Origin of the sequence: Flavobacterium labens, from assembly GCF_048286755.1 — a bacterium.
In the GTDB taxonomy this organism is placed as follows: Bacteria; Bacteroidota; Bacteroidia; order Flavobacteriales; family Flavobacteriaceae; genus Flavobacterium.
This window is the reverse complement of record NZ_JBLVPL010000004.1, coordinates 15,223-34,692: the sequence shown is the minus strand read 5'-3', so window position 1 is coordinate 34,692 and position 19,470 is coordinate 15,223. Positions and strand designations below refer to the sequence as shown.

The 19,470-nt window shown below is 35.6% G+C and carries 13 protein-coding genes and 1 tRNA gene; 5 read left to right on the top strand and 9 right to left on the bottom strand.

The window, feature by feature from the left end:
- Positions 1-188 precede the first annotated feature (188 nt).
- From purL to ACNQF8_RS10445, 3 genes are all read right to left on the bottom strand, one after another.
- Positions 189-3,842, bottom strand: a complete 3,654-nt coding sequence (gene purL / locus ACNQF8_RS10455) for a phosphoribosylformylglycinamidine synthase (protein WP_417953568.1) — start codon at positions 3,840-3,842, stop codon at positions 189-191.
- 91 nt (positions 3,843-3,933) lie between these two features.
- The gene (locus tag ACNQF8_RS10450) at positions 3,934-6,489 is read right to left on the bottom strand and encodes an endonuclease (protein WP_417953569.1); all 2,556 of its coding nucleotides are present in this window, start codon (positions 6,487-6,489) and stop codon (positions 3,934-3,936) included.
- A 474-nt stretch (positions 6,490-6,963) separates the two neighbouring features.
- A complete protein-coding gene (locus ACNQF8_RS10445; RefSeq protein WP_417953570.1) occupies positions 6,964-8,490 on the bottom strand; it encodes a hypothetical protein in 1,527 nt (508 codons plus the stop codon).
- 116 nt (positions 8,491-8,606) lie between these two features.
- Between ACNQF8_RS10445 and ACNQF8_RS10440 the strand changes: the two genes are divergently transcribed.
- The 5 genes from ACNQF8_RS10440 to ACNQF8_RS10420 all read left to right on the top strand — a co-directional run bounded on the left by ACNQF8_RS10440 (position 8,607) and on the right by ACNQF8_RS10420 (position 12,657).
- A complete protein-coding gene (locus ACNQF8_RS10440; protein WP_315208063.1) occupies positions 8,607-9,041 on the top strand; it encodes a PaaI family thioesterase in 435 nt (144 codons plus the stop codon).
- Between the two features lie 126 nt (positions 9,042-9,167).
- Positions 9,168-10,238, top strand: coding sequence for an isochorismate synthase (locus ACNQF8_RS10435; RefSeq protein WP_417953571.1), 1,071 nt, complete (start codon positions 9,168-9,170; stop codon positions 10,236-10,238).
- Positions 10,239-10,282: 44 nt separating this feature from the next.
- Entirely contained in the window at positions 10,283-10,999 is a 717-nt protein-coding gene (gene bshB1 / locus ACNQF8_RS10430) for a bacillithiol biosynthesis deacetylase BshB1 (RefSeq protein WP_417953572.1), read from the top strand.
- A gap of 74 nt (positions 11,000-11,073) precedes the next feature.
- Positions 11,074-11,149: transfer RNA gene (locus ACNQF8_RS10425), tRNA-His, on the top strand.
- A 311-nt stretch (positions 11,150-11,460) separates the two neighbouring features.
- Positions 11,461-12,657 (top strand): PAS domain-containing sensor histidine kinase, encoded by a 1,197-nt coding sequence (locus ACNQF8_RS10420; RefSeq protein ID WP_417953573.1) that lies wholly within the window; start codon positions 11,461-11,463, stop codon positions 12,655-12,657.
- Positions 12,658-12,851: 194 nt separating this feature from the next.
- On the opposite strand, the gene ACNQF8_RS10415 is transcribed toward ACNQF8_RS10420, so the two are convergent.
- The 6 genes from ACNQF8_RS10415 to ACNQF8_RS10390 form a co-directional block, all read right to left on the bottom strand.
- Positions 12,852-13,865 (bottom strand): M28 family metallopeptidase, encoded by a 1,014-nt coding sequence (locus ACNQF8_RS10415; protein WP_417953574.1) that lies wholly within the window; start codon positions 13,863-13,865, stop codon positions 12,852-12,854.
- A gap of 4 nt (positions 13,866-13,869) precedes the next feature.
- The gene (locus ACNQF8_RS10410; protein ID WP_417953575.1) at positions 13,870-14,913 is read right to left on the bottom strand and encodes a DUF3667 domain-containing protein; all 1,044 of its coding nucleotides are present in this window, start codon (positions 14,911-14,913) and stop codon (positions 13,870-13,872) included.
- Positions 14,914-15,014: 101 nt separating this feature from the next.
- Entirely contained in the window at positions 15,015-15,785 is a 771-nt protein-coding gene (locus ACNQF8_RS10405) for a dienelactone hydrolase family protein (protein ID WP_417953576.1), read from the bottom strand.
- A gap of 112 nt (positions 15,786-15,897) precedes the next feature.
- Positions 15,898-18,099 carry a penicillin acylase family protein gene (locus tag ACNQF8_RS10400; protein WP_417953577.1) on the bottom strand — a complete coding sequence of 734 codons (2,202 nt, stop codon included), beginning with the start codon at positions 18,097-18,099 and terminating at the stop codon, positions 15,898-15,900.
- A 4-nt stretch (positions 18,100-18,103) separates the two neighbouring features.
- Positions 18,104-18,964, bottom strand: coding sequence for a cyanophycinase (locus tag ACNQF8_RS10395; protein ID WP_417949913.1), 861 nt, complete (start codon positions 18,962-18,964; stop codon positions 18,104-18,106).
- 51 nt (positions 18,965-19,015) lie between these two features.
- Positions 19,016-19,468, bottom strand: coding sequence for an Lrp/AsnC family transcriptional regulator (locus ACNQF8_RS10390; protein ID WP_315208082.1), 453 nt, complete (start codon positions 19,466-19,468; stop codon positions 19,016-19,018).
- Positions 19,469-19,470: the final 2 nt, after the last annotated feature.

Genomic DNA, 19,470 nt, shown 5'->3' with positions numbered 1-19,470 from the left:
AGTATATATGCGCTACAAAGTAGCGCTTATACCTCTCATTTTGGGTGGATAGGTGCTACTCCGTAGCGTATTACTTTCAAAGATACAATTTAAATATTATCTTACAAATCATGAAAATAACTTTTAAATTAACTCCATAAAAAAAAGCGCTCCTTTTCAGGAACGCTTTTTTATAGTAAATCAAAAAATTATTTTTTATCCATCCATTTTCTGGCATTGACAAAAGCTTCATGCCAAGGCGAAACTTCATCATTTCTATCTTTTGGATAATGTGCCCAGTTCCATTGAAACGTAGAACGCTCAATGTGTGGCATCATCACCAAGTGGCGACCCGTTTTATCACACAACATCGCTGTATTATAATCTGAACCATTAGGATTAGCAGGATAGCTTTCGTAGCCATATTTTCCAACAATGTTATAATTTTCTTCACCCATCGGTAAGTTAAATTTTCCTTCTCCGTGTGAAACCCAAACTCCAAGCGTACTTCCTGCTAACGAAGAAAGCATCACTGAATTGTTTTCCTGTACCGTTACTGATGTAAAAATACTTTCGTGTTTATGACTTTCGTTGTGCAGCATTTTTCCGTGTACTTCATGCTCTGGATTAATTACTTCTAATTCCATAAACAATTGACAACCATTACAAATTCCAACAGACAACGTATCTTCTCTTTTGAAGAAATTGTCTAAAGCTGTTTTTGCTTTTTCATTGTATAAAAATGCTCCGGCCCAACCTTTGGCAGAACCCAATACATCTGAATTAGAGAAACCACCAACAGCTCCAATGAACTGAATGTCTTCCAAAGTTTCACGACCTGAAATCAAATCGGTCATGTGAACATCTTTTACATCAAAACCGGCTAAGTACATCGCATTTGCCATTTCACGCTCCGAGTTACTTCCTTTTTCACGGATAATAGCGGCTTTAGGTCTCTCGACTGCGCTCGAGATGACAGGTAATTTTCCTGTAAAATGTGCAGGGAATGTATACTGTAACGCTTGATTTTTATAATTGTCAAAACGTGCTTGAGCTGTTCCGTTTTTCGATTGTTTTTGGTCTAATAAGAAAGAAGTTTTGAACCAAATGTCTCTGTAAGTAGTTATGTCAAAAGTCAAATGACCAAGGTCTAAAGTCGCTTCACTCGTTGCAGTTCCTAATTTATAGAAAGAAACGTTATTGGCGTTTAATTTAGATTCCACTTCAGCATCCGATTTTGCTTGGAAAACAATACCAATATTTTCTGCAAAAAGGTATTTGATAATGTCTTTTTCTTCGAATCCCGAGAAATCTATTTTAGCTCCTAAATTCACATCAGCAAAACACATTTCCAATAAAGTAGTAATCAAACCACCACTTCCTATATCGTGTCCTGCAAGGATATTGTTTTCTAAAATTAATTCCTGAATGGTATTAAAGGCTCTTTTGAAAAATGCAGCATCTTTAATCGTTGGTACTTCTTTTCCAATAGTATTCAACGTTTGTGCAAACGAAGAACCTCCTAATTTGAAATCATCTTGTGACAAATTGATGTAATAAATAGAACCGCCGTCTCTTTGTAAAACAGGCTCTACTACTTTTCTAATATCGGTACAATTTCCACCTGCCGAAATAATTACCGTTCCCGGTGCGATTACTTCTTCATTTGGATATTTTTGTTTCATGGAAAGGGAGTCTTTTCCGGTTGGAATATTGATTCCTAATTCGATTGCAAAATCCGAACAACCTTGTACAGCTGCGTATAAACGAGCGTCTTCCCCTTCGTTTTTACAAGCCCACATCCAGTTTGCTGACAATGAAAGTCCAGCTAAACCATCTTTTATTGGCGCCCAAACAATGTTAGACAATGCCTCTGCAATAGCCGTTCTACTTCCCGCAACAGGATCAATTAACGCTGCAACTGGAGAGTGACCAATTGAAGTGGCAATTCCCTCTATTCCTTGGTAATCCAAGGCCATTGCACCACAATTATTCAATGGTAATTGCAACGGACCGGCACATTGTTGTTTGGCAACTTTACCACCCACACAACGGTCTACTTTGTTAGTTAACCAGTCTTTACAAGCAACCGCTTCCAGTTGAAGCACTTGCTCTAAATAGGTTGAAATGTTTTTCTTGTCGTATACTAAATCAGTATAGTTTCTTTCGATTGTTTTGTCCGTCATGACCACTTTTGGAGAACTTCCAAAAAAGTCTTCCAAAGCAAAATCCATTGGTTTAGCACCAGTTGATTTTGATTGAAAAGTAAAACGGTGATCTCCTGTTACGTCACCCACTTGGTACATTGGTGAACGCTCACGGTCAGCTATTTTTTGTAATAAATCGATGTTTTCTTTTGCGATAACCAATCCCATTCTTTCTTGAGATTCGTTACCAATTATTTCTTTTGCCGAAAGGGTAGGATCTCCCACAGGCAATTTGTCTAAATCAATTAATCCACCGGTATCTTCCACTAATTCCGAAAGACAGTTTAAATGTCCACCAGCTCCGTGATCGTGAATCGAAACAATTGGATTGATATCACTTTCTACCAAACCACGAATGGCATTGGCAGCACGTTTTTGCATTTCTGGGTTAGAACGTTGGATTGCATTCAATTCAATTCCTGAACTAAAAGCTCCGGTATCTGCTGAAGAAACTGCAGCTCCACCCATTCCAATTCTATAATTTTCACCACCAAGGATGACAATTTTATCACCTGTTTGTGGTTTTTTCTTAATCGCTTGGTCTAATTTTCCGTATCCAATTCCACCCGCTTGCATAATCACTTTGTCGAAACCTAGTTTGCGAGCATCTTCTTCGTGTTCGAAAGTCAGGATAGAACCTGTAATTAACGGTTGTCCAAATTTATTTCCAAAATCAGAAGCTCCGTTTGACGCTTTGATCAAAATATCCATTGGGGTTTGATACAGCCATTTTCTTTCGGTCATACCGTTTTCCCATGGTCTGTTTTCGGCTAAACGAGAGTATGAAGTCATGTAAACTGCTGTTCCTGCCATTGGCAAAGAACCTTGTCCACCTGCTAAACGGTCACGTATTTCTCCACCAGAACCAGTAGCAGCCCCATTGAAAGGCTCTACTGTTGTTGGGAAATTGTGTGTTTCTGCTTTTAAGGAGATAACCGAATCAAATTCTTTTACTTCATAAAAATCAGGTTTATGAGCACTTTTAGGAGCAAATTGTTGTACACGTGGCCCTTTTACAAAAGCAACGTTATCTTTATAAGCCGAAACAATATCGTTAGGGTTTTCTTGTGACGTTTTCTTGATTAATTTGAACAAAGAAGATTCTTTATCTTCCCCGTCAATGATGAATTTTCCGTTGAAAATCTTGTGACGACAGTGTTCTGAATTGGCTTGTGAGAAACCAAAAATTTCAGAATCCGTTAGTTTTCGTCCTAATTTAATCGCTAGATTATCTAAATATTCCACTTCTTCGGGACTCAAAGACAATCCTTCTTGTTTGTTGTAAGCAGCAATATCATCGATGTCCAAAATTGCTTCAGGAAGTACATTGATAGTAAAAATATCTTGATTTAACTCGGCGTATTTTTGCGAAAGCATTGGGTCAAAATCAGAAAAATCAGCTGTTGCTTTATGAAATTCTTCGATTCTAATGATGCCGGATATTCCCATGTTTTGGGTGATTTCCACTGCATTAGTGCTCCAAGGCGTTATCATTGTGGCACGAGGACCAACAAAAAAATCCGTCAGTACGGATTTTTCTATTTTATTTGAATCGGCAAAAAGCCAGTTAAGTTTTGAAATGTCTTGAGCCGAAATTTCGTTTTGCGTGTGTACGGCAAAAACAGTTTTGCTTTGGTTTTCAAAGAAATGGATCATTGTTTTTTAGTTTGTTGTATTGCGGTGCAAATTTAGTCAATTAAGATTAAATTTTGGGTAAAAAAAAAGCGGCAATTTGCCGCTTTTTTAATTAGTTGATTATTAATTTCTTGATGACCGAATTTGAGTCGGTAGTCACTCGAATTAAAAACGTACCTTTTACACTATTTGGCAGCGTAATTTCTGATTTGATGCTATTTTCTTCGCTGTAAATTTTCTGACCAATGATGGAGTAAATTTCGATAGAATACATTTTATTCGAATTATTGACAGAGAAAGTTCCATTAGATGGATTTGGATAAATAGCAATATCATTTATATCAAGAGCAACACTTGTTTTAGGTGTTTTTTCAATCATACGACTTCCTAAATTGTTACACGTATCTGAAGTGTAAGAATCCCATTGGGTTGTTTTATTGAAAGTAGTTGTTGGAGAAGTAACAGTAGCTTTTCTTCGGATTGTTTCATCAGCGGCAAAATTTGCTGTTCCGCCGTTAAAAGTTCCAATGATGTCAATTAAAACGCCATTTTTGAATAAACCTATAGCATCGTTTCCGTTAAAAGCCATTTCAGTAGCCGCTGTAGAAAGATTTGCAGAGCTTATTGGATAACAACTGGATGCCATGGCACTATTTACAATAGTGAATTTACTTCCGTTATTCAACGTTCCTGTTAAAGATAGTCCTGTGCTCCAAGCACCAGCGCCGTTGGTTTGTTTTTTGATGCTATAAATCGACAAGTTGATTGCTGCGCCAGTTGCATTTGAAATTTCCAACGCTTTATTATTCGAAGAACCTTCAATATATTCTGAAAATAATAAATCGGTTGCAGTGGAACCACTGGTAGTTGTTGTAACATTGACAACATTGCTTGATGCAGAAATATTTCCTGCTGCATCTTTTGCTTTTACAGAAAAAGTATAAGCTGTTGCAGCAGTTAATCCTGTAACATTATACGTCCTCGTTGAAACGGTACCTAATAATGTAGTTCCTCTATATACGTCGTATCCGGTTACTCCAACATTATCGGTTGCAGCATTCCAAGATAAAGTGGTTGTAGTTTGAGTTGTTCCCGATGCTGTCAAAGCTGTAGGTGCAGATGGAGCAGTTGTGTCCGCAGTTCCGGCAACTATATTTACAGTATAATCTTCAACTTGACCATACGGAATCGCTTCACAAGAAGTTGGAATGGCATTGTATTTCATTGAAACTCTCATTCTGGTAGTACCTAATGTTGCCGAAGCTAGTATCGTGATTGTTCCTGTTGCCGGAGTTGTTGTTGAAGTAGCTTTTGACCAAGCCAATTCCCCAGCATCTGTAAATAATCCGTTCTTGTTATAATCAATCCAAACGGCGTATCCTTCGCTGAAAGCTGTAGTTGTCCATGATGGTGTTATCGTAATGGTATTTGCAGTTCCGGAAGTTACATTTGTAGTTAATGCAGTAAAATTTTCATAACCTGCCGTTCCTGTACTGGTGTTATTTATAGCACCAAAAACGACTTTTCCTATTTTTTCATCTGCTGTGCTGTTCCCTTGGGAAGCACAATACGTAATTGATGTGCCAGCAGCTGTAGTAGCATTTACTACATTACTTGAAGCTGAAGAATTTCCAGCAGCATCTTTGGCAACAACATAAAATGAATAGGCTGTTGAAGCAGTTAGTCCAGTAATAGTCGTTGTTGATCCGGTTACTGTAGTATTTAAAGCGCTGTTCATGTATACATTGTAACCAGTCACACCAATATTATCAGTCGAAGCCGTCCAGCTTAATGAAACGGAATTTGATGTTGTTCCGCTAGCTACTAAATTCGTTGGATTAGTAGGGGCTTGTGCATCAGTAGTTGGGTTCCAAATTGACTGTACATATTCTGGATGATCTATATATGGATTTCTATTATTTTGAGACGTATAAATAGCATTGTTACGAGCAATCTCTCTTGGGCTAACAGGGTCTTGATTGTGCCAAGCAAGCAATATGTTTAGAAACGCAGTTGTATAAACTTGATTGCTGGTACCATTAAACATTGCATAGGAATATCCGGCAACAGTATTTTCGTAACGTGTTGCAAAATAAAAATACATACGTGCAATGTCACCTTTGAATTCGTTAATAGGTTCGAAAATAGGTCCTGAATAACCAGAAGTTGTGCTTGCGCCAAGTTTACTTCCGTTTAAAGAAGTCCAAGTTGCTGAAGTCACTGGTCCATGGGGATAATTAGAACGCTGTCCGTTTACTTTACCGTCAGTTGGCGTGATGAAATGCGCATCAGAGACCATTGGTGCGGCAGAATTGAAAGTTGATTGTGGAATAATGTGTTCTCTGTTGTAGCAATCGCCTTCTACGCTATAGGTTCCACATCTTTGAGTTGTTCCCGCGGAGTAATTGTAAGGATCTGTTGCCGCAGGATTTTCAGAATACATGTCTAAAATTGTGGCGTCATTTTCAAAGTAATAATCCCTGTCCGATGTTTGATATATGGTATATAAACCTGCATATCCGTTATCTGTATGTCCTTTGATGATGTTGTATAATTGTGTTTTCAATGTGTAACCAGTTCCCGAGGCGGTGGTGTAATAGCCGCTTGGTATTTGGGCTATTGCTGCTGTGACAAACAATAATAATAAGGCAGAGTAGATTTTTTTCATAATGTAAAGTTATTTTGGTTTTTGGGGTTAGTTTCAGTTTTCAAAAACTTGATTTTCAAATCTTAAAATACCGAAGACCCGCAAATTTATAACTTTTCTGATGGTTTATGTTAAGGAATTATGAAGTTAATTAAGATTTTCTTAACATAATCATTAACATAGCCCATTGGGTGTAATTAATAATAATTTCAATTAATCTCATAAAAAAATGAACCACATAGAAACATAGAAAAAAGAGCCGGATAGCCCAATTGCTTCGCCTGTTCGCTATCGCTCGGGTCTTGGGTTCACATAGCTATGGCTTTATCTAAAAAAGTGAAACGCCTTCCAAAATTTTAAATCATTATTTCTCTGTGGTTAAAAAATTAAACAAATTGAAGTACACCCAACGAGTTAGAATATAGGATGTTATAAGCCAATTTTATTATTGGAATTAACCTTTTAAGTGCATAATATGGCTTAATTCAGAGTAGTTTATTTTGGAAAAACTTTGTTTTGATACGCACCTAAATCTGGTGGTAAAGTTCTCGTGTTTCCTATAATATCCAACGGAATCAGATAGGCTGAATTCCCTTTTGCGAAAGCGGCAGAAGTTTCGTCAATATTGAATTTGTTCTGTGAGGTGTTGAAGAATTTTGGGTCCTTGTTCAAAAGTATAGCGTTGTAATGTGCAGTATCAGTATTGAATTGATAATCAGGATTTGTTGAAAATTGATTGGATACGTTATCAAATTTAATCAGGCAATTATTGAATTGGTATTCAAAAGTAGTTCCTGTTTTCTTGCTTAAACTCATTTCGTTTGAATAGGAGCCATAAATGATGCAATTGTTAAAAGTGGCAGCAGTTAAATCTTTCACTTCCGGAATTGCACCCAAAATATAATTATTCACTAATACCGCAACTTGTTGTGAGCTGTTCCAGTTATTATTGAAAGTACAATGAGTGAACTTATAATTCCCACCATAGGTACACGCTAAACTCGCTTGTCCGGCATTGTTGATGACTACATTTTCTCCGTTTATTTTTGCGGTCTGCGCCAAAATTCCGTAGTTACTGCTGTTGTAAATTTGGGTATTCTTGATAGAAACTGTAGAGCCATCATTATTTTGAATCAACAATCCAATGGTAGCATTTTTAATTGTGAGGTGATTCAAGGTGTTATTTGTACTGCCATCAGTAAGCCAAATCGTTCCCCATTGTCCCGGCACATCAGAAAAATCTGGTTCTAAACGATCCCCTTCGAAAATGACTTCATTTTCTAGTTTATCTGTTGTTGAGCGTGTTCCATTAATATTGATGGAGGCATTATTAGCTACTATAAGCCCTGAATTAGTATGGAAATGAACTCTAGTTCCTGCTTCAAAAGTGGCTGTTTTGTCCGAAGGGACAGCTGCATAGCCATAAATTACATACGGTTTATCATTGGTAAACTGTAATTCATTTCCATTTGCAGAGTCATTTTCATCCAGATAAAATCCATTAATTTTTTCGTTTCCAATAGGAAGTGTTTCAGTGGTTCCGTCAGCAAACCGTTTTGGATAAAGAAAAACAGCGTCTTGAATCAGTGTTACAAGTTCTACATTTTGTAGGTTTTCGCCACTGTCAAACTGAATTTGATCGGTGTATAAAAAATCGGTTGGGTTGGCATCAGTAATATTGGCGGTGGTTTCTATGAAAATATACAAACTATCTTTGGCTAAAAGATCTACATTATTAAAAACTTTACCGTCTGTACCCTGCATTCCATCAACGCTCATTCGGTATTTTGAGTTCAGTCCTTTTGCTAATTTAATACTTGGAATCGTAATGTCTTTTTTACTTTTGTTGTACACTTTGAGTCGGTACGTGCTAGAACCTATGTTAGAGAAAACGGTGTCTAGGTAAATTGTATCCTTGGAAAATTCTAAATCTCCTGTGCTGGCTACAGTCTCAAAATCAGAACGGCAGGAACAGATAGTGATTATAATTCCAATAAAAAGCAATACTATTTTGGGACGCATCTGGATATATTTTTTGTAAAAATAGGAAAAATCTATTTTCGAAATCAGAATAACAATTGTATTTGCTGTTATGTGAGTTATCTTTTAATTATTTTTACATTTTTAAAGACAATAACATGACATTTGACAAAGAAAAAATACTTCATTATTGCAATCACGTATCTAAAAATACTTTAATGCAAACGTTGAATATTAAATATACTGACGCAGGAGAAGATTTTCTTGTTGCTACTATGCCTGTGAATCCTTCCGTACACCAACCTATGGGATTGTTGCATGGTGGTGCTTCAGTGGCTTTAGCAGAAAGTGTGGGCAGCGCTGCCTCTATGATTTACATAAATTCTGAACTAAGCGAAGTGCGCGGAATTGAAATCTCAGCCAATCATTTGAAAGCAAAACGGGACGGAATTGTAACGGCAACTGCCAAGATTTTGCACAAAGGACGAAGCATTCATCTTTGGGAAATACGAATTACAGATGAAAACAATAATTTAATTTCACTTTGCAAGCTGACAAATATGGTTTTGCCAAAAAGAAAAAGCGGAGATTAATAATTGAAGCAATTGTAGCTAAAGCCATAACAGTTTTAAAGGGAAATTGACAAAATAGTTTTGATAAAATCAAGCAAATAATAATTCTTGGAGTGTTAATGGAATTTATATTTTAATAAGTTATATATGATTGATTTTTTTATAAAAGTAAAACAACAAAAAGCTCAAAATTTGCCGTTTGTATTGTTCAGAAAACCAAATGATATCAAATTAGTGGGTTTTTTTCAGAATAATGACCATTTATATTTTGCTGAAAATTTTGAAGAAACAGGTTTTGTTTTTGCTCCTTTTGAAGGCAGTCAAATGATACTTATTCCTAAAAATCAGTCTGTAAAATGGGAAGCCCTAATTACTTCTTTTAAAGAAAATGATGATTCTGATTTCATGGATTCAGAAGATAGGCAAGCTAAAGAACATTTTGAAATGCTTGTTCAAAAAGGAATTGATGCTATTGAAATGGGGACTTTGAAAAAAGTGGTTTTGTCCCGGAAAGAAATAGTTGATTTATCAAATTTTGATTTAGTTTCAATTTTCGAAAAATTAATTCAAAATTATCCCACTGCCTTTTGCTATTGCTGGTTTCATCCAAAGATAGGCTTATGGATGGGGGCTACACCGGAACGATTACTGAAAGCTACTACGAATACTTTTTATACAATGTCATTAGCTGGAACGCAAAAACTTCAAGGTACAAAAGAAATAGTCTGGGAGAAAAAGGAAATCGAAGAGCAACAGTTTGTTACCGATTTTATTTTGAATAATCTGAAGGACTTGGCCTCGGAAGTGTCAGTTTCCAGTCCTTATACGATACAAGCAGGGACTTTAGCGCACATTAAAACAGATATTGAAGGGGTTATAAATGAGAGTTCAAGTTTGAAACAAGTAATTTCTGTATTGCATCCAACTCCCGCAGTATGTGGATTGCCAAAAGAAACAGCTAAAGATTTTATTATTCAAAATGAAGGTTATGAAAGAGAATATTATACTGGTTTTTTAGGCGAATTAAATAAGGAAGGATTTAATAAAGGAGAAATAAAATCCGATTTGTATGTTAATTTGCGATGTATGCAAATTAAAGACAATCAAGCGCATTTATATGTGGGTTGTGGCATTACAAAGGATAGTATTCCTGAAAAAGAGTGGAAAGAAAGTTTCAATAAATCTGTGACAATGAAGAAAATATTGAATTTGCAGTAGCATTGGAAACTTTAAACATTAAAAAAATATTAAACGAATTTTAGATGAAATTAGATATACTAGCTTTTGGTGCCCATCCTGATGATGTGGAATTGGGTTGTGCAGGAACCATTTTAAAAGAAATCTCTTTAGGGAAAACTGTGGGGATTATTGATTTGACCCGTGGTGAATTAGGGACTCGCGGTTCAGCGGTAATCAGAGATCAGGAAGCGAATGCTGCTGCAAAAATTCTAGGTGTTTCAGCACGTGAGAATTTAGAAATGCGAGATGGTTTTTTTGTCAATGACGAAAAACACCAATTAGAAATCATTAAAATGATTCGCAAGTACCAACCAGAGATTGTTTTGTGCAATGCGATTGATGACCGACATATTGATCATGCAAAGGGAAGCAAATTAGTTTCAGATGCTTGTTTTTTATCTGGGCTGATTAAGATTGAAACTACCCTAGAAGGAGAGAAACAAACTGCTTGGCGACCAAAATTAGTCTACCATTACATACAGTGGAAAAATATAGAACCAGATTTTGTGGTAGATATTACAGGTTTCACCGATAAAAAAATTGAATCTATTTTAGCTTACGGTTCTCAATTTTATGATGCCAATTCAAACGAACCTGAGTCGCCAATAACCAGTAAAAACTTCTTGGAAAGCCTAAATTACCGTTCCAGAGATTTAGGAAGGCTAACAGGAGTGGATCATGCGGAAGGTTTTACTGTAGAAAGATATTTGGCAGTCAATAGCTTAGGAGATTTGATATAAATTTCGTGTAATTTTTTAAAAAAAATATTTGCAGAAGTAAAGTTTAGTTGTATCTTTGCCACCGCTAAGCAAATGGTGGTTGTAGCTCAGTTGGTTAGAGCATCGGTTTGTGGTACCGAGGGTCGCGGGTTCGAGCCCCGTCTCCCACCCAGAAAGCAAAAGCTTCGAAGAAATTCGAGGCTTTTTTTGTGGGATAAAGTTTCGTGAGATTGTAGGTGATATTTTATTGGCTTGAATATTGTAAAAGGATATAGTATCACAGTGCAATCATAGAAGTCATGTAGGATTTCATTATCAAATAAATTAAGATAATAGCTTTTAGGCCATACATTTTCCCGTTAAAGGTTATATTCTGTGTTTTACATAAATCGTATTTTCTTTTGTGTATCTTTGAATGCATTGTGTAGTTAAATCAACCCAAAATAAGCTTTCAAAATTTTAAATATTATTTACATCATTTAATGGAAAACGAGAAAATTAATTCTAAAATTCTTAAAAATAATTACATTCCAACAGCTGAGTTTTATAGCCAAATAATTGATAGCTTGCAAGATTATTCGATTTTTACTCTTGATAATGAATTTGTAATTAATAGCTGGAGTTCCGGAGCATCAAAAATCTTTGGATATGAGCCAGACGAAATTATAGGAGAGCATTTTGATTTGATTTTTACTGAAGAAGATATACGAAATGGTATTCCAAAAAATGAAATTGAAACGGCATTAAAAGAAGGAAGAGCAACTGATAACAGATGGCATATCTGTAAAGACAAGAGTGAGTTTTATGCTTATGGTTTGGTTTTTCCACTTACTGGAATAGACGGAGAGTTATTAGGATATGTTAAAATCCTTCGCGACTTAACCGAAAGAAAGAAATCTGAAGATGCCATAAAAAAATATGTAAAAGATCTTGAAGATCTAAATACACATAAAGAAAGTGTTCTAGCTATACTTTCGCATGATTTGAGAAGTCCATTATCTAGTATTATTGCTACTACAGGATATTTGAAATCAAATTTCGAAAGGATGAAGCCGGATACAATTAAAGAAATGCTCGAGCTTCTTTATAAAGCATCAATAGATGAGTTAAATATGTTAGACTACTTAGTCGAGTGGGCTAGAATAAAATACGCGGCAGAAGTGTTTTCACCAAGGAAAATTGAGCTAGTTGAGTATGTACAAAAAGTTTTTGTTACTCTAAATGATACTGCTTCTTTAAATACAATAAATCTGCATCATGATATTAAAGAGAATACCAGCGTTTTTGCAGATGGAAAAATGTTACTCTCTGTTATCCAAAATATAGTTTCTAATGCTATTAAGCATTCACTACCAGGAGGAGAAGTTACCGTTTCTGCAAAAATTAAAGATGATAAAATAATAGTTCAAATAAAGGATTCCGGTGTAGGTATGTCTAAGGAAATCCAAGATAAACTGTTTACACCACAAGTGAATATACTTTCAAAAGCGAGGATAGAGAACAAAGGTGCCGGGATTGGATTATTATTAGTGAAAGGGTTTTTAGAAAAAAACGGTGGTGAAATATGGGTTGAAAGTATTGAAGGAATAGGCTCTTCTTTTTATTTTACGTTACCTCTTGAGGAACCTTTAAATAAAATTGATTGCGCTGATAAAATTGAATTTGACGAAAGAGTTTAAGAAATAATTGATAAAAAAAAAGAGCTTTGAAGTGATTCAAAGCTCTTTTTTTATGGGGTTTGCACAAGGGATAGCAGTGGAAATCCTTTTCTATCCTGTCAGGGTTTAACACTGACAGGATAGAAAAGATTGTAACGTATAGCCCGACCACGCTGTAACGCTAGTGTAAGCGAGGATGTGCCCAAATTTTCAATCTATTTTTTATCTACAATAGGTCTTTCGGTTCGGTTTGCCAGTTCCCAAGCAGTTACAAATGCAAATTGCGCTCTTTTTGTTAAGGCATCGTATTCAATTTTGTCTGGACTGTCCGTTGGTTTGTGGTAATCAGCATGCACTCCATTGAAAAGGAATACAGAAGGAACACCATTTTTAGCAAAATTATAATGGTCAGAACGCTCATAGAAATGGTTTGGATCCTTAGGATCGTTGTATTTATAATCTAATTCCAAATTGGTGTATTTAGCGTTTGCAAGGGTACAAATGTTATCTAAATCAGTCGATAAGCGGTTAGCGCCAATAACGTATACGTAATTATTGCTGCCAGCATGAGCTTCATCACGACGGCCTATCATGTCAATATTGATATCAGTAATGGTATTTGCTAACGGGAATAAAGGATTTTCTGAATAATATCGTGAACCGTGTAAGCCATGTTCCTCACCGGTAACGTGAAGAAAAAGAATAGAGCGTTTTGGGCCGTGTCCTTCTTTTTTAGCAATTTGGAATGCTTGTGCAATTTCAAGTAAAGCAACTGTTCCGGAGCCATCATCATCGGCACCGTTATAAATCTCTCCGTTTTTTGCTCCTACGTGATCGTAATGGGCAGAAATTACCAGAATTTCATTTGGTTTTTCAGAACCTTCAATATAGGCCCAAATGTTTTCGGAATCCGGTAAGTTTTCGTTACGTTTTGCATTTAGGAAAGCTGCCGGAATTTTTTGATAATAGTCAGAAGCGACAGTAGGAAAAGGAATAGCATTTTTCTTGTATTGATCGATGAGGTAAACACCTGCTTTTTTCTGACCTGCAGAGCCAGTTTCACGGCCTTCCATTTCGTCTGAAGCAACAATATAAAGGTGTGTTTTTAATTCGTCTGCGGTAATTGTATTCATGTATTTTGTAGGGTCGGTGTTAGCGATACTAACTTTTTGAGTAGTACAGCTTATGTTTAAAACTACCAGTAAACCTAATAAAGGGATTTTTTTCATGTTTTTAATGTAAATTGATAAATGTATAAAGAGCAAAAAGGGATAATATAATAGAGACTAGTATAAAATTGATAAAAAATAGCAGGCTGCATTTTATAAAGGAGATAAAGCGAGTTTCCCCATAAAAACGACGGTGCGCTGGATAGAAATAATAAAACATCCATCCAATACCAATAAAATTAATTAGTATCTGTATGAAAGAAACGAGACTCGATTCTGAAAATGGCGTCAATCCTTTGTTAATCATGAACAGCAACAAAAAGAGTAATAACAAAAAGGAAAAGTAATGTAAGGTGAAAATACCATGATCAAAGTAATACCAGCGTTTCTTATTGTGGAATAGCCAGAGGGAAAAAGCAAAAATAGGCATGAATACAAAAAGGACTTTTGAAAAATTATGGATGAATGATTCTGTGAATTTTTTTAATAGGTCTCCTTTTGGGTTGTTGTCTAATACAACTTGGACTTTCCTGTTGGCCCAATAACTAAAATCGGATAATTTTTCCGACTCAGGTGCGTGTTTTTGTATCGAATCTAATTCCCGAACTGATTTATAGCTAAAATATTCCTCGTCAACAACCGCAATATTGTTTTTAATGGAATCTTTTTCTTCTTTTGAATCAGTTTGGTTCTTTTTAACCGAATCATTTTTGGTTATGGTATTCTGAAACGATTTGTTTTTGGTGGTGATGGTGGATTTCTTTTCGATAGTTTTTTCAGAAGAATTGATTTCAGCAGGGAAAATGGCAATCAATAGAAAAGTGATAAAACTAATAAAAATATAAAGTCGAACTGGAGCCAAATAAGACAATCTTTTTCCTGAAAGGTATTCTTTAGTTAGCGCAGCAGGTTTGAATAAAAGATTTTTTATAGTTCGCCAAAAAGCGTTTTCATAATGTGTTAAATCCTCAAAAAAATGGATAAAAAGGTGGTGAAACGTTTTTCGGGTATCAGTATTTTCTTGTCCACAATTAGGACAGAATCTATTTTCGACCACGTATCTGCAATTAAGGCAGGTTTTGTCGTTTCGGATTTTACTTTTTGACATAAAAAAAACAGTATAAATTCTAGACTTTTTGTTGAATTTTAATCTATAAAACTAACAAAAAAACCGAACTTATACTGTTTTTAAAAAATATATTTAAAAAATTATTTCAAAACTTCTTTCAGGAAAGAATTCATTCGTTCCCAAGAACGTTTTGCTGCTTTTTCGTTGTAAGCGGCTCCTTTAGAATTATCATTTCCAGCTTCAGGCTCTGTAAAAGCATGTACTGCATCAGCGTAATAAATCATTTCCCAATCTGCTTTGGTATCTCTCATTTCTTGTTGAAAAGCGGCTACTTCTGCAACTGGAACATAAGGGTCATCAGCGCCATGTAGCACCAAAATTTTTGCAGCAATTGGATTATTTACTCTTGCAGCATCACGTCCTAAACCTCCGTGAAAAGAAACTGCTCCTTGAATTTTCATTCCTGCTCTTGCTGCTTCAAGTACGCCAGTTCCTCCAAAACAGTAGCCTATCACAACAATATTATCTGGATTTGCGCCTGCTTTCACTAATTGATCTAAAGCAAGTTGAATGCGTCTTTGATAATCAGTTACATTATTTTTGTAAAAACCAGCTTGTTTTCCAGCTTCTTGCGTGTTTGTTGGGTAGTTTCCTTCACCATAAATATCAGCTACAAATGCATAATACCCCATGGCTGACAGTTTTTCTGCAGATTGTTTTGAATGCGTGTCGATTCCTTTCCAAGCGGGAAGGATTAAGATTCCTGGTTTAGTTTTGCTTCCTTTCTTAGGAGCAATTGACAATCCATTTAATTTTTGATTTCCATCCGTGTATTTTACTGCTTTTAATTGTGCGAATGCTCCGTTGGAAAACAATACAAATCCTAAAAAGGCAAAGAAAATATTTTTCATATTTAGTGTTTTTATTTTTACAAATGTCTCGATTAATTAGTCATAAAATTAGGACTTTGATTTTTTTAATTTATAACTGTATCTTTAATTCTTATGGTGAACCAAGGAGTTATTACTCGCCGGGGTGATAGGTTTTTTGTGCATTTTTTTGAACATCATCTTTATAAAACAAGACGTCTTTAAATTCTCCTTTTCGGTACATTTCAGCTTGGTCGTAAAAATGTTTTGATTTTGGATCGCCACTGTTTCCTCCTGCCAATAAAGATTTAGCTTTTATCTTTGTTCCAAATTCTACCGCACACACAAAACTATTTCCGTTAGTTCCATAGCGTTTTTTAGTGTCTTTTTGATAATTGCTTTTAAAAGCTGGTAAACTTCCCCAAAGTGCCGGTCCATAGCCTATAGGCAAACTTTCCATGGCATCATTGTAAGTCATAGTAATATCGCCGGATGTTCTCTGGAAACGATTGATTTCTCCCCAAGGAATTTGCCAAGTTCCAAATTTGATTTTCAATTCATTTATAACCATTTGTAGTTGAGGAAGCAATTGGTCTGGAAAAGCATTTTTTGTAAATTTTATGGTGTTTTCCACTTGGTCCAGTTCTCCTTCATTAGTGTATACTTTTTGAATAATAGGATCTAATTTATAAGCCCATTCCACAGCCAGAGTTGTAGCTACCGAATTTTCTTTGGCGTAATAATCCCAATTTTTTAATAGCGTTATCGGTTCTAAAAGTTCTGTGTAAAGCGGATTATTGGCACTGATGTTTTTTTCGAAACTGTTAATTAAAGATGGAATTAAAAACTCGAAAGCCGTTAGTTTCGTGTCGTAACCGTCAGCAATTACCTTGTCGAGCGTATATTTATCGCCTTTATTCAACAATCGTACGGCATTTAATCCTCTGAAACTTTCTCCATCGGGTGCCATGTAAGGCAAGTAATTTTCTTCTTTCGGACTATTTTCGCCGGCTACGGTATACGGTGTAGAGTTACAGTTTTGAAGCCAACCGTTTATGGGATTATAAGAATGTACCGTTTCTGAAACGTCGTGTAATCCTTTCCATTCTGTTGTCGGTGTTGTGCCGTCCATCACTTTTGACCAATTTAGTTTTTTGTCCCGAATAGGAACAAAATTCCCATGCCAGTAGGCAATATTTCCTTCTTTATCGGCATAAACAGTATTGTTAGATGTATTGGCTTTCAAATCCATTGCCTTTTTATACTCTTCAAAACTTTTCGATTTTGTTCTCACCCAACTTTGTTCCAGACTTTTCATCGAACGATTATTGGATTTTAAACTAATCCATTTCCCGTCTCTTTTGGCCATGATTGGACCGTGATTGGTATAATAGGTGTTGAATGTTTTAGGAATCAATTTTCCGTTTTTCAGATATTTTATGGTTATTTTTTTCTCGATAACCGGAACTAATTTGTTGTTGTATTCGTAAAATAGTTTATTGTTTTTAGTCACGATTTTCTCGGCATACATATCTGCCACATCCACGTTTGAAGAGGTATGCATCCAGCCACAATTTTCGTTAAAGCCTTGGTAAATAAAAAATTGCCCCCAAGTTACTGCTCCGTAAGCGTTCAATCCTTCCTCGCTGCTCATTTGTATTTCTGGCCTGAAATAAAAAGTAGTATGTGGATTAATGTATAAAATGGAATTCCCTGATGCTGTTTTTGAAGGAGCAATTGCAAATCCGTTTGAGCCAGTTTGCACGTCTTTTTCCCGTTCTATATACGCTACTTTATTAGTGTTTCCGGAATAAAATGCTTTCAATTCTCCAGTAGAAAGATCAGCAGTGCTTATGGCTCCAATACTTCCATCCGTCCAAAGTAACGGAAACCATGGTTCAAAATGTGTTAATAAAGCGGGTTTTACTTCGGGGTGATTGTAGAGGTAAAAGTTGATTCCGTCCGCATAACTGTTTAATAATTTTTTCAACCAAGGCGCTGCTTTTTTATAATCGGCTTTGGCTTCTTCGGTATCTATCAAAAGTTTGATTTCTAAATCATTGTATAAAACCGATTGACCCTTAATTTCTGAAAGGCGTCCCAGTTTTTCAATATAATTCATTTCTACCCGTTTGAAATCGTCTTCACATTGCGCGTACAACATTCCAAAAACGGCATCAGCATCAGTTTTGCCATATACATGTGCAATTCCCCAATTATCTCTGATGATGGTCACTTGTTGGGATAGTTTTTTTAATCGTTCTATTTCGGCAGTTGTTGTATGCTGCGACAACATTGGAAAACTAAAACAAAAAATGAATACTGCAGCTGCTAAATGATTCTTGAAATATTTCATTTTATTAAATTTTAAATTTTTGACCTTCGTTATAAATAGCCATTTCTAAGCTTTTGATGCTCACTAAATTTTCTTTTTTGGATTTAGTAATTCCTTTTGGTTTTTTAACCACAATAACTTCGCTTTCGCCAACAATTTCGATTTCCTTATCGCGAACAATCAGAGCTGTACTTTCATCTATACCAATTCCTATGTGAGTTGGAAATTCAACCAAAGCTGACAGTAAACGGTTATAGCGGCTTCTTTTTAGAAAATGCTGGTCGATAATCACGTTTTTTACAAGACCCAAGCCCACTGTAGTTTCCAGATTATCGTATCTAATGTTGTTAAAAGTTTCTGTATACTTGGTTTCTAATTTCTGATTGCCCGTGATCATGTGCTCACACATTACCGCAGCTCCGGCGCTGGTTCCGGCAATTGTGCTTCCGTTTTTGTAAGCGTGGTGAATTGCTGTAAATGTAGGAGTGTTTTTAACGACATTCATAAATCGGGATTGATCGCCTCCACTTATGAAAATTAGTTTGGCGTTTTGCAAGGAATCGTTCAGCACTTTATTAAAAGCGGTTGTATTGTCAAAATTCAGCATGACAATTGGATTTGGCGTCAATTTTTCGAATTGCTTCTTGAAATATATATAAGCACTGTCAGGTTCTTCGCTTGACATTGGTAACACAACAATATAATCTTTTTTCTTCAAATCAGATAGGTTCACTAATTGTGTCATAAGTGCATCAGATCGGTGTCCGCCTCCAATGATGAAAAGTTTTCCTTTGTTTTTTTGAGCTTGTAGGATGCCACAAAATAATAAAGTAAGCACGCCAATAAGAACTTTGAAATAGAGTAGGGAATGAATCGATTTTTTCATTGGCTATTTTTAGAATTTTAAAGTCTGTATCTAAAATAAATTGGAAATATTTTAAAGAGAAACATTTCTTTTGAAAGCGCACCCCAGTTCTATTATAGAATCCGTTTTAGCAATTCCGGGAATGTTATCTATTTTCTCATAAAGAACTTTACGCATGTGCTCATGATCTTTGGCAATAATTTTTATGTAAAGGGTAAAAGATCCGGTGATGTAATAGCATTCTGTTATTTCCGGAATATTTTTCAATTCTTCAATAATCCTATCAGAATCTTGATCTTTATTTAAGGTAATTCCGGTAAATGATCCCCAATCATACCCCACTTTTTTTTCATTAATCAAGGGTTTTATTCCTGTGAGTATTCCTTGTTCCGTTAATCTATTGATACGTTGATGTACCATTGTGTTAGATATTTTTAGATTGGCTGCAATGGCTGAATAGGCCATTCTTCCGTCTTTCTCTAATTCTTTGATAATATTGATATCGAATTCGTCTAATATATCCATGT